The organism is Streptomyces cinnamoneus (assembly GCF_014650495.1).
Taxonomy (GTDB): domain Bacteria; phylum Actinomycetota; class Actinomycetes; order Streptomycetales; family Streptomycetaceae; genus Streptomyces; species Streptomyces cinnamoneus.
Genome location: NZ_BMVB01000004.1, coordinates 179938 through 193666, shown reverse-complemented (window position 1 = coordinate 193666; position 13729 = coordinate 179938). Strand labels below are relative to the sequence as shown.

The 13729-nt window shown below is 72.5% G+C and carries 14 protein-coding genes; 3 read left to right on the top strand and 11 right to left on the bottom strand.

Translation table 11 applies throughout. From position 1 onward, the window contains the following. Nucleotides 1-2 precede the first annotated feature (2 nt). The gene (locus IE182_RS07870) at nt 3-203 is read left to right on the top strand and encodes a DUF1918 domain-containing protein (protein WP_190108942.1); all 201 of its coding nucleotides are present in this window, start codon (nt 3-5) and stop codon (nt 201-203) included. Between the two features lie 12 nt (nt 204-215). On the opposite strand, the gene IE182_RS07865 is transcribed toward IE182_RS07870, so the two are convergent. Next, nucleotides 216-1460 carry a glycoside hydrolase family 10-like protein gene (locus IE182_RS07865; protein WP_190108941.1) on the bottom strand — a complete coding sequence of 415 codons (1245 nt, stop codon included), beginning with the start codon at nt 1458-1460 and terminating at the stop codon, nt 216-218. Nucleotides 1461-1634: 174 nt separating this feature from the next. Between IE182_RS07865 and IE182_RS07860 the strand changes: the two genes are divergently transcribed. Both IE182_RS07860 and IE182_RS07855 read left to right on the top strand, forming a co-directional pair. Further along, entirely contained in the window at nt 1635-2492 is an 858-nt protein-coding gene (locus tag IE182_RS07860; RefSeq protein WP_190108940.1) for a 3-hydroxybutyryl-CoA dehydrogenase, read from the top strand. Between the two features lie 168 nt (nt 2493-2660). After that, nucleotides 2661-2918: a hypothetical protein gene (locus IE182_RS07855; RefSeq protein WP_190108939.1), complete on the top strand. Its 258-nt coding sequence runs from the start codon at nt 2661-2663 to the stop codon at nt 2916-2918. Between the two features lie 32 nt (nt 2919-2950). Here IE182_RS07855 and IE182_RS07850 read toward each other — a convergent pair whose 3' ends face one another. The 10 genes from IE182_RS07850 to infC form a co-directional block, all read right to left on the bottom strand. Continuing rightward, nucleotides 2951-3481, bottom strand: a complete 531-nt coding sequence (locus IE182_RS07850; RefSeq protein ID WP_190108938.1) for an NUDIX hydrolase — start codon at nt 3479-3481, stop codon at nt 2951-2953. 58 nt (nt 3482-3539) lie between these two features. Beyond that, nucleotides 3540-4877, bottom strand: a complete 1338-nt coding sequence (locus tag IE182_RS07845) for a tetratricopeptide repeat protein (protein WP_190108937.1) — start codon at nt 4875-4877, stop codon at nt 3540-3542. Between the two features lie 86 nt (nt 4878-4963). After that, entirely contained in the window at nt 4964-6025 is a 1062-nt protein-coding gene (locus IE182_RS07840) for a PP2C family protein-serine/threonine phosphatase (RefSeq protein ID WP_190108936.1), read from the bottom strand. Between the two features lie 209 nt (nt 6026-6234). Then, nucleotides 6235-8745, bottom strand: a complete 2511-nt coding sequence (gene pheT, locus IE182_RS07835; RefSeq protein WP_190108935.1) for a phenylalanine--tRNA ligase subunit beta — start codon at nt 8743-8745, stop codon at nt 6235-6237. Further along, on the bottom strand, nt 8745-9866 hold the full coding sequence (gene pheS, locus IE182_RS07830) for a phenylalanine--tRNA ligase subunit alpha (protein WP_190108934.1): 1122 nt from the start codon (nt 9864-9866) through the stop codon (nt 8745-8747). Before pheS ends, pheT begins: the two co-directional genes overlap by 1 nt. Before the next feature lie 167 nt (nt 9867-10033). Beyond that, nucleotides 10034-11185, bottom strand: coding sequence for a sensor histidine kinase (locus IE182_RS07825; RefSeq protein ID WP_229844658.1), 1152 nt, complete (start codon nt 11183-11185; stop codon nt 10034-10036). A gap of 37 nt (nt 11186-11222) precedes the next feature. Next, nucleotides 11223-12077, bottom strand: coding sequence for a TrmH family RNA methyltransferase (locus IE182_RS07820; protein ID WP_190108933.1), 855 nt, complete (start codon nt 12075-12077; stop codon nt 11223-11225). Nucleotides 12078-12229: 152 nt separating this feature from the next. Continuing rightward, nucleotides 12230-12616, bottom strand: a complete 387-nt coding sequence (gene rplT / locus IE182_RS07815) for a 50S ribosomal protein L20 (RefSeq protein ID WP_004944290.1) — start codon at nt 12614-12616, stop codon at nt 12230-12232. 95 nt (nt 12617-12711) lie between these two features. Next, nucleotides 12712-12906, bottom strand: a complete 195-nt coding sequence (gene rpmI / locus IE182_RS07810) for a 50S ribosomal protein L35 (protein ID WP_086568974.1) — start codon at nt 12904-12906, stop codon at nt 12712-12714. 125 nt (nt 12907-13031) lie between these two features. Beyond that, nucleotides 13032-13670, bottom strand: a complete 639-nt coding sequence (infC, locus tag IE182_RS07805; RefSeq protein WP_184350789.1) for a translation initiation factor IF-3 — start codon at nt 13668-13670, stop codon at nt 13032-13034. Nucleotides 13671-13729 lie beyond the last annotated feature (59 nt).

Genomic DNA, 13729 nt, shown 5'->3' with positions numbered 1-13729 from the left:
CGATGCATGCGAGCAAGGGCGACCGGTTGGTGGTGCACGGCCGTGTGGTCGGCAAACAGGACCACACCGTGGAGATCGTCGAGGTCCTGGGTTCCAACGGCAGCCCGCCCTACCGGGTCAGGGACGACAAGGGGCACGAGACCATCATGTCGCCGGGGCCGGACTCCGTGGTGGACCATCGCAAAGCCGCCGACCAGCAGTAGCGGGCACCGTCGTCAGCGCGGTGGACGCGCGCGGTGGGGGTAGTGGTCCTTCACCACGCGCGCCATCGCCCCGATCCGGTCCGTCACGACGTGCCGGGCGGAGAAGTAGACGTTGCCGAGCACTTCGGGGCGGGCCCGGCCCAGGGCGATGTGGCGGGAGAGCTCGGCCGGGTCCTGCCAGGGTGCGGGCTGCGCGGGATCGCCCGCCCGGTAGAGGGCCTCGCCGATGTAGAGGTGGACGCCCGTGCCGCGGACGGTCTCGGCCCACCAGGGCAGGAGCTTGGCGTAGTCGGCGGCGGCGAAGCCGATGTGCCAGTAGCACTGCGGCACGATGTAGTCGATCCAGCCCTCGCGGACCCACGTGCGGGTGTCGGCGTGGAGGTCGTCGTAGGTCTGCACGCCCGCCCGGGTGTCGGAGCCCAGCGGGTCGGTGGCGCGGTTGCGCCAGACGGCGAACGGGCTGACGCCGAACCGCACATGGCGCTTGCGCCGGCGGATGCGCTGCCCCGTCTCGCGCACCAGGCGGTCGATGTTGTCGCGCCGCCAGGACGCCCGGTCGGGGAAGCCGGCGCCGTAGCGCTCGTAGGCGGCCGTGTCGTCGAACGTCTGCCCGGCCACGGGGTAGGGGTAGAAGTAGTCGTCGAAGTGCACGCCGTCCAGGTCGTAGCGCCAGACCGCGTCGAGCATGGCGTCCTGGACGAAGCGGCGGACCTCGGGGAGGCCGGGGTTGTAGTAGAGCTTGCCGCCGTAGGGGACGGCCCAGTCGGGGTGGACGCGGGCCGGGTGGGTGGGGACGAGCCGGCCGGGATCGGTGTGGTTGGCGATGCGGTAGGGGTTGAACCAACCGTGCAGCTCCAGACGGCGCTTGTGCGCCTCGCGCACCGCGAAGGCCAGCGGGTCCCAGCCGGGCGACCGCCCCTGAGTACCGGTCAGGTACTCCGACCACGGCTCGTGGCGGGACGGCCAGAAGGCGTCGGCGGTCGGCCGGATCTGCAGCAGCACGGCGTTGAGCCGGCGCGCCACCGCCGCGTCGAAGAGGGCGAGCAGCTCGGCCCGTTGGTCCTCCGGCGACAGGCCGGGCGCCGACGGCCAGTCGACGTTGACGACCGTGGCCACCCACATGCCGCGGAACTCCCGTCCGCGGGCCGGCGCACCGCCCCCCGCCGGCTCCAGCGCAGCCGCCTCCCCCGTCGCCAGCATCACCGTCATCGCACCCGCCGCCGCCACGGCGAACCCTCTTCTACTGATGTGCCCCATATGTAACCCTCCTTTTCCGCCCGTGTTCGGTCCGTCACACACGTGTGCGCAGAGCATGCCCGCCCCGGCGCCCTCGGCACCGCGCCGCGCGGAGTAACGTCTTTCCGAGGCGGGAACCGGATGACCTCCGGCCGCCGCCCGGACCAAGATCAGCGACTCAGCGAAAGGCACGATGTGACCGACATCGAACGCGTCGGAGTGGTGGGCTGCGGCCAGATGGGCGCGGGCATCGCGGAGGTGTGCGCCCGGGCCGGCCTGGACGTCAGGGTCGCCGAGACCACGGGCGAGGCGCTGGAGCTGGGCCGTACCCGCCTGACCAACTCCCTCGGCAAGGCCGCCGAACGCGGCAAGATCACCGAGGCGGAGCGCGACGCCACCCTGGCCCGTCTGACCTTCACCACGGACCTGGGCGAATTCGCCGACCGCGACCTCGTCATCGAGGCCGTCGTCGAGAACGAGCAGGTCAAGACGGAGATCTTCCAGGTCCTGGACCAGGTGGTCACCCGGCCCGACGCCATCCTGGCGTCCAACACCTCCTCCATCCCGCTGGTGAAGCTGGCCGTGGCGACCTCCCGCCCCGACCAGGTGATCGGCATCCACTTCTTCAACCCCGCCCCGGTGCAGCAGCTCGTCGAGCTGATCCCCGCGCTGACCACGGGCGAGGAGACCATCAAGCGCGCCGAAATACTGGTCGGCAACGTCCTGGGCAAGCACGCCATCCGCGCCCAGGACCGCTCCGGCTTCGTCGTCAACGCCCTGCTCATCCCGTACCTGCTCTCCGCGATCCGGATGTTCGAGTCGGGCATGGCCAGCCGCGAGGACATCGACAACGGCATGGAGCTCGGCTGCGCCCACCCCATGGGCCCGCTCAAGCTCTCCGACCTGATCGGCCTCGACACGGTCGCCTCCGTGGCCTTCAGCATGTACGAGGAGTACAAGGAGCCGCTGTACGCCGCTCCCCCGCTGCTGCAGCGCATGGTCGACGCGGGCCGCCTCGGCCGCAAGACCGGCTCGGGCTTCTACACCTACTGATCCGTCACCCACGGTCACCGGTCACCGGCGCACACCCCCCGCTTCACACGGGGTGTGCGCCGGTGACTCGCACATGCCCCCCGCACACGCTCCCGCCCTGCCTGCCGAAGCGGTTGACTCGGCTCGTCGGCAAGCAGCACAGGGATTCTTCCGGAAGGGGTACGGACAGTGACCACCCATCCCGAGCACGCCGCGAGGGCGGCCGAGCTCGCGGAGCTCAGGCGCAGTCTCGATGTCGGCGTCGTCCGCATCGACGGCCACCTCGCTCTGCTCACCCAGCGCAGCGACCAGGCCGAGCGCGACATCAGCGAGGTCACCCAGCGGGTACGGGCCCTGGAGCACGGCAGGTGGCCGCTGCCCTCGCTCGCCGCGCTCACCGGCCTCGCCGGGCTGGCGGTCGCCGTCTGGCAGGCGGCCGGCCGATGAGCGCAGATCACGGGGACGGCTCGTGAGGGGTGTCAGCCGAGCCGGATGTGGTGCAGGAGCAGCAGCGCGGCCGCCATGTTGGCGGCCGGCACCTCACCGCGGGCGATCAGGTCGGGCACCAGCTTGAGCGGCACCCACTCGCGGCGGTCCGACTCGAACGCGTCCTCGGGGTCGCCGATGTACTCCGCCTCGTCCGACCAGTAGATGTGGTGCCGGGCGTCGGTGAGCCCGTTGGACGGCTCGACGGACATCAGGTGCTGCAGCCGGCCGGGCCGCCAGCCGGTCTCCTCCTCCATCTCACGGGCCGCCGCGAAGGCGATGTCCTCGCCGTCCTCGACGACGCCGGCCGCCAGCTCCCAGCCCCAGTTGTCGGTGATGAAACGGTGCCGCCACAGCAGCAGGACCTCATTGGCCGCGTTGACCACCGTGGCCACGGCGACGGGCCGCAGCCGGATGAGGAAATGGTCGAGATGCCGGCCGTCGGGGAGTTCGACGTCCGCGAGATTGACCCGGAACCACCGGTTCTCGTAGACGGTCAACTCCTTGAGATTCTTCCAACGCACGTGTCTGCCACCTTCCGCCGAGGTGGCCACCGCCCGGGCGCTGTCCTGGCAACATCCCTCACAAGGGCACGCGCAGCGCCCCGTCGATCATCTCGGCGGCCTCGGCCGTGGCCGCGCACCCACTTTCGATCAGGTGCTCGCGCACCGCACGGAGCCGGTCCCGTAAGCGCTGCGATTCCATGCCTCTCGCCTGCTCGGTCATCTCCCGTGCGGTGGCCACCGCCTTGTCCGCGTCTCCCTGACGCAGCTCGATGTGCGTGAGCATGGCGAGCCGGTGGACACGCCCCCGGTCGTGGGCAGGGGTGTCGACGGCCCGGTCCGCGTGCTCACGGGCGGGTCCGAGGTCGCCGAGGCTGAGCAGTGCCTCCGCCACCTGTACGTTCACCAGGCCGGGCTGGACGTATCCGGTCTCGGCGGGCTCCCGGCCGCGGTGGATGCGCTCGGCGGCCGCCTCCGCCCGCCGGATGCAGGCCAGCGCCCCGGCACCGTCGCCGAGCCGTGCGTAGGCTTTGGCCTGCATGGCGTAGAGGTCGGCGGCCAGCGCGGGGGTGAGGTCGGCGCCCCCGGCGCGCAGCGCGGACTCGGCGAAGGCGACCGCCTGCCGGTACTCCCCCATGAACAGCGACTGGTTGACGAGGAGGGCGATCACATAGGCGCCCAGGCCCCGGTCCCCGCTGGCCTTGGCCAGCCGCAGCGCCTGGTGGAAGTAGCGCTGGGCGAGTCCGTGCGCGTCGGAGTCGTACGCGCAGATGCCGGCCACGGCCACCAGCCCGCCGGTGGCGCGGTGGAGCTGGCGCCCCGTGGCGTCGGAGTAGCTGCCGCGCAGCAGGGGCGCCGCCTCGGCGTTGAGGAAGCCGACGACCCGGGCCCGGGTCGCCACGCCGCCCGCCTTGCGGTACATCTGCTCGTAGTGCGCCCGGGCGGCGCGCAGCATGTCGATGTCGTCCATGGAGACCCGGGTCAGGCCGCGTCGCGAGACGTCGGCGTCCTCGGGAGGGTTCTCCCACTCCCAGACCGGGATGACCGCAGGGGTGCCGGTCACCGCGGGGGCCCTGACGACGTGTTCGCGCTGCTGTTCGTCGGAGCGCCACAACGCGGTGGCGCGCTCGACGAAGCCGGACAGCGGGGTGCCGGGCGCCCTGGGGGTGCCGGGGGTGCCGAAGCCGATGTCGTCGAGGGTCAGCGCGCGGTGCAACCGCTCGCCGAGGACCTCGCAGATCAGGTCCGGTACCTGGCCGCGCGGCCGCTGGCCCTTGAGCCAGCGGGCGACGGCGGTGTGTTCGTAACGCAACGCCAGCCCCCGGGCCCGGCCCGCCGCGTTCACATGGGCGGCCAGACCGGCGTGGGATATTCCCGCTTCGTCGAGGACGGCGTCGAGCAGTGTGTTGGGCTCCATCCCTGCCCTCCGGTGCGCTCGGTGGGATCAGCGTAGTGGAGATCCCTTCGCACGGGGTGTGAACGGGCCACGGCCGGACGGGGCCCTCAGGGGCGCAGGCAGGAACGCACGAGTGGTGCGCACGGGCGCTGCGCGGGGACGCGCTCGCGGTCGTTGCGCAGCGCCAGGAGGGCGAAGTCGTCCGAGAGCAGCCCTCCGGTGTGGCGCAGCAGGGCGTCCTGCACCCGCGCGACGACGGCCGCCGGGGCCGGGGCCGTGCCGCGGGCGGCCTCGGCCAGGGCGCCCGCGAAGGGGAAGAACTCCCCGTGGGCGTCACGGGCGTCCTCGGCCCCGTCGGTGTGCAGGACGAGGCCGTCGCCGGGCAGCAGCCGGGTCAGGGCCAGCAGCGGCACGTCGGCGGGGAGCGGGAACATACCGAGCGGCGGCAGCGGTTCGCACGGGGCGAGCGCCGCGGTCCGGGCGCCGTCAGGGATACCGGCGAGCCGGTGGGGCCAGGGGTGCCCGCAGTTGAGCGCCATGACCTCGCCGTGCTCGCGCACCTCCAGGAGGAGGACGGTGGCGAACTCCTCGGTGTCCGCGGTGCGGTGGGCGGGGAGGGCGTCCCCGGCGGCCGGCTGCTCGGCCCGGGCCCGGTCCCGCAGGTGGCGGTGGAAGGCGCGCTCCAGGCGGCGCAGGACGTCGGCCAGTTCGCCCTCGTCGTGGGCGGCGTCGCGGAAACTGCCGAGCAGGGCGGCGACGGTGCCCAGCGCGGGCAGACCGTGGCCGCGCACGTCGCCCATGATGATGCGCACGCCGTGGGGGGTGGACTGCACGTCGTACAGGTCGCCGCCGACGAGGACGCCCTCGTCGGCCGAGAGGTGGCCGCCGGCCAGGGCGATTCCGTCGAGCCGGGGCGGCAGGGGGCGCAGCAGGGCGCGCTGCGCGGTGAGCGCGATCTCCTTGGTCCGCTCCAGCTCGTCCGCGAGCCGCCGGCCGCGACGGCCGGTGAGGTGGCCGGCGCAGGCGAGCGCGAGCGTGGCGGCGAGGAAGGGAACGAGCTGTGCGGCGAGCGGGCTCAGGTGCTCCCGGACGACAACTGCGAGCACCCACAGGCCGGGTAGCGCGAACACCACACCTCGCCAGCGGTGCAGCGCCCCGGTACGGATCATGCCGTGCCCCCCATAGCAGCAATGACGGGCTCGATTCTTGCGGAGCAATCAGGCGAAAGTAACGACCCGACCCCCCGATTCCACCCCATTGAGTGATGTTCGAGCGGTGTTTCGCTGACGGGGCGTGACATGCGAAGGGGCGCCCCGTAGTTCCGGGGCGCCCCTGGCCATCACACGCGGCCCGCGGGCCGCGCGGGCGGCCTGCGCTCCTAGGCGCCGCGCAGCACCGCGCCCGTGCGCTCGACGGCCGTGGCGACCGCGGCGTCGCGGGCGGCCGTGGCCTCGTCGGCGGTCAGGGTGCGGTCGTCGGCGCGGAAGCGCAGCGCGTAGGCCAGCGACTTCTTGCCGGAGCCGAGCTGCTCACCGGTGAAGACGTCGAACAGGCGCAGCGACTCCAGGAGTTCGCCGGCGCCGTCCCGCAGGGCGGCCTCGACGTCGGCCGCGGCGACCGAGGCGTCCACGACGAGCGCAACGTCCTGGGTGGCCACCGGGAAGGAGGAGACGTGCGGGGCCATGAGCGGGCCGGTGCCGGCCTGCTCCAGGCGGTCCAGGTCGATCTCCATCGCGCAGGTGCGCTCCGGCAGGCCGAACGCCTTGGTGACGCGCGGGTGCAGCTCACCGGCGTTGCCGACGAGCACCTCCTCGCCGTCCACGACGACGAGCAGTGCGGCGCAGCGGCCCGGGTGGAACGGTGCCTGCTGGTCCTGGCGGACGATCAGCTCGACACCGGCCTCGCGGGCCACGCTGCGGCCAGCCTCGACGGCGTCCGCCCACGTCGACGGGCGGCCCTTGCCCCACCAGCCGGCCTGCTCGCGGGCGCCGGCGAGGACCACCGCGGCGTGCCGCGGCTGCCGGGGCAGCGCGGCGTTCAGGCCGGCGATCTCCTCGTCGGTCGGGCGGCGGTCGACGGGCAGCCGCACGGGGGCCGTCTCCTCGCCGGTCGGCCGGAAGACCGAGCCGGTCTCGAAGAGCGCCAGGTCGTGCTCGCCGCGGCTGTCGTTGCGGCGCAGGGCGGCGAACAGCCCCGGCAGCAGCGTGGTGCGCAGCGACGGCTCGGCGTCGGAGAGCGGGTTGAGCAGGCGCACGGTGGTGCGGCGCGGGTCGCCGGCCTCCAGGCCCAGGTGGTCCAGGGCCCAGTCCCCGATGAAGGGGTAGTTGAGCGCCTCGACGTACCCGGCTCCGGCCAGCGCCCGGCCGACCCGGCGGTGCAGGCGCTGACGCGAGGTCAGGCCGCGGCCGGCCGGCGGGTGCGGCAGGGTGGCGGGGAGGTTCTCGTAGCCCTCCAGCCGGATGACCTCTTCGGCGAGGTCGTTGGGGTCGGTGAGGTCGGGACGCCAGCTGGGCACGGTGACGATGAGCTCGTCCTGCCCGTAGACGTCGCAGCCGACCTCCTGGAGGCGGCGCACGACGGTCTCGCGGCCGTACTCGACGCCGGCGACGCGGTCGGGGTGGTCGGCGTGCAGGGAGATGGTCCGCGGTCCGCTGGGCGCGATGATCTCGGTGACGCCGGCCTCCGCCGTGCCGCCCGCGAGCAGCACCAGCAGGTCGACCGTGCGCTGGGCGGCCGCGGAGGCCGCCTGCGGGTCGACGCCGCGCTCGAAGCGCTTGGACGCCTCGGTGGACAGCTTGTGGCGGCGGGCGGCCCGGGCGATCGCGACGGCGTCGAAGTGCGCCGCCTCGATGACGACCTCGGTCGAGCCCTGGCCGGCCGCGTGGTCCGCGATCTCGGTGTCGGCGCCGCCCATGACACCGGCGAGCCCGATGGGGCCGCGGTCGTCGGTGATGACCAGGTCCTCGGCGTCCAGGACGCGCTTGGTGCCGTCGAGCGTGGTGAGCTTCTCGCCCGCCCGGGCGCGGCGCACGCCGATGGTGCCCTCGACGCGGGAGCGGTCGTAGGCGTGCAGCGGCTGGCCCAGTTCGAGCATCACGTAGTTGGTGATGTCGACGGCGAGCGAGACCGGTCGCATGCCCGCCTTCTGCAGACGGCGCTGCATCCAGATCGGGGAGCGGGCCTCGGGGTCGAGACCGGTGACCGTGCGGGCGGTGAAGCGGTCGCAGCCGGTGGGGTCGGCGACCTGGACGGGGTAGCCGTAGCCGTTGGGCGCGGGCACGTCCAGCAGGGCCGGGTCGCGCAGCGGCAGGCCGTAGGCGGTGGCGGCCTCGCGGGCGATGCCGCGCATCGACAGGCAGTAGCCCCGGTCGGGGGTGACGGCGATGTCGAGGACCTCGTCGACGAGCTCCAGCAGCTCGATGGCGTCGGTGCCGGGCTCGTACTCCTGCGGCAGCACGATGATGCCGTGCGTGCCGTCGTCGCCCATGCCCAGCTCCTCGCCGGAGCAGATCATGCCGTGCGAGGTCTTGCCGTAGGTCTTGCGGGCGGCGATGGCGAAGTCACCGGGCAGCACGGCGCCGGGCAGGACCACGACGACCTTGTCGCCGACGGCGAAGTTGCGGGCGCCGCAGACGATCTCCTGCGGCTCGCCGGTGCCGTTGGCGTGGCCGACGTCGACCGTGCAGAAGCGGATCGGCTTGCGGAAGCCCTCCAGCTCCTCGATGGTGAGGACCTTGCCGACGACGAGGGGGCCCTTGAGGCCGGCGCCGAGCTGCTCGACGCGCTCGACCTCCAGGCCGGCGGCGATGAGCTTGGCCTGCACGTCGCGGCCGGTCTCACCGGCCGGCAGGTCGACGTATTCCCGCAGCCAGGAAAGCGGGGCGCGCATCAGATCTCCATCCCGAACGGCCGGGTGAAGCGCACGTCACCTTCGACCATGTCTCGCATGTCCTCGACGTTGTGGCGGAACATCAGCATCCGTTCGATGCCGAAGCCGAACGCGAACCCGCTGTACTTCTCCGGGTCGATGCCCGCGGCGATGAGCACCCGCGGGTTGACCATGCCGCAGCCGCCCAGCTCGATCCAGCCCTCGCTGGAGCAGGTGCGGCAGGGGCGCTCGGGGTTGCCGACGGACTCGCCGCGGCACACGTAGCACTCCATGTCCAGCTCGGCGGAGGGCTCGGTGAACGGGAAGTAGTTCGGGCGCAGCCGCGTGGTGAGGCCCTCGCCGAACAGCGAGCGCACCATGTGCTCGATGGTGCCCTTGAGGTCGGCCATGGTCAGGCCCTCGTCGATGGCGAGGAGCTCGACCTGGTGGAAGACCGGGGTGTGGGTGGCGTCCAGCTCGTCCGTGCGGTAGACGCGGCCGGGGCAGACGACGTAGACGGGGGGCTCGCGGTCCAGCATCGAGCGGACCTGCACCGGGGAGGTGTGGGTGCGCAGCACGATGCCCGACTCGTCCTTGCCCTGCCGGCCCTCGACGAAGAAGGTGTCCTGCATGGCGCGGGCCGGGTGGTCCGGCTCGAAGTTCAGGGCGTCGAAGTTGAACCACTCGGCCTCGACCTCGGGACCCTCGGCGACCTCGTAGCCCATGGCCACGAAGACGTCCTCGATGCGCTCGCAGAGGGTGGTCAGCGGGTGGCGGGCGCCGGCCGGGATGCGGTCGTGGGGCAGGGTGACGTCCACCGCCTCCTCGACCAGCACACGGGCGTCGCGCTCGGCCTCCAGCTCCGCCTGGCGGGCGGCGAGGGCCTTGTTCACCGCGCCGCGGGCCATGCCCACGCGCTTGCCGGCCTCGGCCTTGGCCTGCGGGGGCAGGGCGCCGATCTCGCGGTTGGCGAGGGCGAGCGGCGACCGGTCGCCCATGTGGGCGGCCTTGGCCTCGCGCAGGGCATCGAGGTCGGCGGCGGCGGCAAAGGCGGCGAGCGCCTCGTCCCGCCTGCGCTCGATCTCTTCCGGTTTCAGTGCCTCGACCTCGACAGGGTCGTACGACTTATTGGGTGCCGACATTTCTTCCCGTGCTTCCGATTGGTCCCCCAGCTACCGCTGGAGGTGCCCCCAGGCTTCGCTCTGCTGCCCGGCGCTTGCCCGATGACGTTGGCCAAAGGTGGTGCCAAAGGTGCCAAAGGTCGAGTCTAAGGGGCGCGTGTGGTCCGGTGAGCCCGTGGGGCGTGACTTCAGCTCTGGGTGAGGAAGGCCGGGGCGCCCACGGGCAGGGTAAATCGGAACTGGGCTCCGCCACGGGGGGCCCGGCCCACCGTGACCGTGCCGCCGTGGGCCTCGACGATGCCCTTGACGATGTACAGGCCCAGGCCGGTGCCGCCGCGCTTGCTGCCCCGCCAGAAGCGGGTGAAGACGCGGGCCATCGACTCCTCGGGAATCCCGGGACCCTCATCGCTCACGGTGACCGCCGTCCCCTCCGTCCGGGCCTTCATCAGTGCTGGTGCCACCTCTATGGTGACCGTTCCCTCGCCGTGGCGCACCGCGTTTTCCAGGAGGTTGCCCAGCACCTGGTCGATCTTGTCCGGATCGGCCCAGAGGACCGGCAGCGGCTCGGCGACCTCGATGCGGAACCGGTCGGCCCGCAGCCCGGCGCGGGTGTACGCCTCGACGTGGCGACGCACGGCCGCGGCCATGTCGACCGGCTGGCGGCGCACCTCCAGCCGGCCGGAGTCGATGCGCGAGATGTCCAGCAGCTCGGCGATGAGCCGGGTGACGCGGTCGGCGTCGGCGTCGACCGTCTCCAGCATCAGCCGCTTCTGGTCGTCGGTGAACCGCTCCCACTTGGCCAGCAGCGTGGCGGTGAACCCCTTGACGGAGGTCAGCGGGGAGCGCAGCTCGTGGGCGACGGTGGCGATCAGCTCGGCGTGGCTGCGCTCGGTGCGGCGGCGCGCCTCGGTGCCGCGTAGCTGGACCACGACGCGCACGACGGGGCCGCCCGGCCGCTCCCGGACGTACCGGGCGGAGACCAGCACCTGGCGGCCGCCCGGCAGGAGCAGGTTCCGCTCGGGCTGGCCCGTGCGCGTGGCGAGCCCGCCGTAGGGGTCGGTCAGCGGCCACCAGCGGCGGCCGTCGAGGTCCTCCAGCGGCAGGGCGCTCTCCAGGGGCCGGCCGAGGGCCTCGGCCGGGCGGACGGCGGTGATGCGGGCGGCCGCGGCGTTGAAGCACGTCACGCGGCCGGCGGCGTCGGCGACGACCAGACCGTCGGGCAGGTCGTCGGCGTGCAGGCCGAAGGCGCCCGGAGCGCCCGAGGAACCCGGCGCACCGGAGGAGGCGGCCGGGCAGGTGCCGGTGGCCACCACGCTCCCGGAAGTCCTGACGTTTCTCATCCCGCACCCCCTCCCGAGCCCCCGGAGCGCCACCCTACTAGCTGGAGGTCACGGAGCGGCACCCTCCGGACGCGCGCTGCGCACGGGCGGAGGCGTACAGGCACACCGCGGCGGCCGTGGCGAGGTTGAGGCTCTCGGCCTTTCCGTGGATCGGGACCCGCACCACGGCGTCGGCGAGCGCCCGGGTCTCCTCCGGCAGGCCCCACGCCTCGTTGCCGAAGATCCAGGCGGTGGGGCCGCCCATGGTGCCCTCGTCCAGCTCGGCGTCCAGGTCCCTCTCGCCCGCGCCGTCGGCGGCCAGGATCCGTGCCCCGGCGCCCTGCAGCCCGCTCACGGCCTGCTCGACGGGGACGCCCACGGCGACCGGCAGGTGGAAGAGCGAGCCGACGGAGGCCCGCACGGACTTGGGGTTGTACAGGTCCACCGAGGCGTCGGTGAGCACCACGGCCTCGGCACCGGCGGCGTCGGCGCAGCGCAGGACCGTACCGGCGTTGCCGGGGTCGCGGACGTGCGCGAGGACGGCCACCAGCTTGGGCCGGGCGGCGAGGATCTCCTCGAAGGGCGAGTCCAGGAAGCGGCAGACGCCGACGAGGCCCTGGGGGGTCACGGTCTGCGAGAGGTCGGCGATCACCTCGTCGGTGGCGAGGTGGAAGCGCACCCCGGCGGCGCGGGCGGCGCCGACGATCTCGGCGTGCCGCTCGGCGGCCTCGACGGTGGCGAACAGCTCCAGCAGGGTCGGCTCACCGCCGCTGCGGTGGTCGATCGCCTCGCGCACGGCCTGGGGGCCCTCGGCGATGAACCTGCGCTCCTTGACCCGGAAACTGCGCTTGGCCAGCCGGCGGGCGGCGATGACGCGGGGGGAACGCGGGGAGATCAGCTCGGGGGTGCCCATGCGTGGCGGCTCACTTCACTGGGAGGGGTCGTACGGCCTCGCGGACGCGCGAGGGGTGCGCTGCCCGCGCGTGCGCGCGGCGCGGCAAACGGCAGCGGACCCACAGGCCCCGGGGGCCTGCGGGTCCGCTCAATGCCGTGGAGGGCGCCGGATCAGGCGGCGGCCTTCGGGGCGTTGACGTCGGCCGGCAGCGCCTTCTGCGCAACCTCGACGAGCGCGGCGAACGCGTTCATGTCGTTGACCGCGAGCTCGGCCAGGATCTTGCGGTCCACCTCGATGTTGGCGGCCTTCAGACCCTGGATGAGGCGGTTGTACGTCATGCCGTTCTGGCGGGCAGCGGCGTTGATGCGCTGGATCCACAGCTGACGGAAGTCGCCCTTGCGCTTCTTGCGGTCGTTGTAGTTGTAGACCAGGGAGTGGGTGACCTGCTCCTTGGCCTTGCGGTACAGACGCGAGCGCTGGCCGCGGTAACCGCTGGCCTGCTCCAGGATCGCCCGACGCTTCTTGTGCGCGTTGACTGCGCGCTTGACGCGTGCCACTTGTTAACTCCTTGTAGCGGGGTCGCGGGGGATGTTCACACGACCCGAAATCGATTGGGTCCCGGTGCGGACGTTTCGGCGCGGAGCGCCGGACGTCACTTGCCGAGAAGCTTCTTGATCTTCGCGGCGTCGCCCGGGGCCATCTCGGCGTTGCCGGTGAGGCGACGCGTCAGGCGCGACGACTTGTGCTCGAGCAGGTGGCGCTTGCCGGCGCGCTCGCGCAGCACCTTGCCGGAGCCGGTGACCTTGAAGCGCTTCTTGGCACCGCTGTGCGTCTTGTTCTTCGGCATAGCGCCGTTCTCTCCTCATCGGTGGCACTCCACGGCCGGGTAAGGGCGCACGGGAGCGACATCTGTGTCGGTTTGCTGTCCGGGGCGGCTGCCCCGGGTGAGCCGCGGGGCACAGGGCCCCGGGATCACGCCTCTGCGGGCTCCTCGGCGGCGTCCGCGCTGGAACCACCCTGGCGCTCGGCCTTGCGGGCGGCCTGCGCCTCGCGGGCTTCGGCCATCGCCTCGGTCTTCTTCTTGTGCGGACCGAGAACCATGATCATGTTGCGGCCGTCCTGCTTGGGGTTCGACTCGACGAAACCCAGCTCCTGGACGTCCTCGGCGAGCCGCTGCAGCAGTCGGTAGCCCAGCTCGGGGCGGGACTGCTCGCGACCACGGAACATGATCGTGATCTTGACCTTGTCGCCCTGCTTGAGGAACCGTACGACGTGACCCTTCTTGGTGTCGTAGTCGTGCGGGTCGATCTTCGGCCGGAGCTTCATCTCCTTGATGACCGTGTGCGCCTGGTTCTTGCGCGCCTCACGGGCCTTCATGGCCGACTCGTACTTGAACTTCCCGTAGTCCATGAGCTTGCAGACCGGCGGACGTGCGTTCGCCGCGACCTCGACCAGGTCGAGGTCGTACTCCTGCGCAAGCTCCAGGGCCTTGGCAAGCGGCACGATGCCGACCTGCTCGCCACTGGGACCGACAAGTCGCACCTCGGGGACTCGGATCCGGTCGTTGATGCGGGGCTCGGCGCTGATGGGGCCTCCTCGGTAGCACCACACGACGCCCTCACGGGCGGCGCGTAACGTCTTTTCGTAAAGACCAACCGCGCCGGCACATG

Bases quoted from the DNA above. Each gene is read 5' to 3' on its own strand.
- IE182_RS07870 (WP_190108942.1), top strand. From the start codon at position 3: ATGCATGCGAGCAAGGGCGACCGGTTGGTGGTGCACGGCCGTGTGGTC.
- IE182_RS07865 (WP_190108941.1), bottom strand. From the start codon at position 1,460: ATGGGGCACATCAGTAGAAGAGGGTTCGCCGTGGCGGCGGCGGGTGCG.
- IE182_RS07845 (WP_190108937.1), bottom strand. From the start codon at position 4,877: ATGGAGCCCAACACACTGCTCGACGCCGTCCTCGACGAAGCGGGAATA.
- IE182_RS07840 (WP_190108936.1), bottom strand. From the start codon at position 6,025: ATGATCCGTACCGGGGCGCTGCACCGCTGGCGAGGTGTGGTGTTCGCG.
- pheT (WP_190108935.1), bottom strand. From the start codon at position 8,745: ATGCGCGCCCCGCTTTCCTGGCTGCGGGAATACGTCGACCTGCCGGCC.
- pheS (WP_190108934.1), bottom strand. From the start codon at position 9,866: ATGTCGGCACCCAATAAGTCGTACGACCCTGTCGAGGTCGAGGCACTG.
- IE182_RS07825 (WP_229844658.1), bottom strand. From the start codon at position 11,185: ATGAGAAACGTCAGGACTTCCGGGAGCGTGGTGGCCACCGGCACCTGC.
- IE182_RS07820 (WP_190108933.1), bottom strand. From the start codon at position 12,077: ATGGGCACCCCCGAGCTGATCTCCCCGCGTTCCCCCCGCGTCATCGCC.
- rpmI (WP_086568974.1), bottom strand. From the start codon at position 12,906: ATGCCGAAGAACAAGACGCACAGCGGTGCCAAGAAGCGCTTCAAGGTC.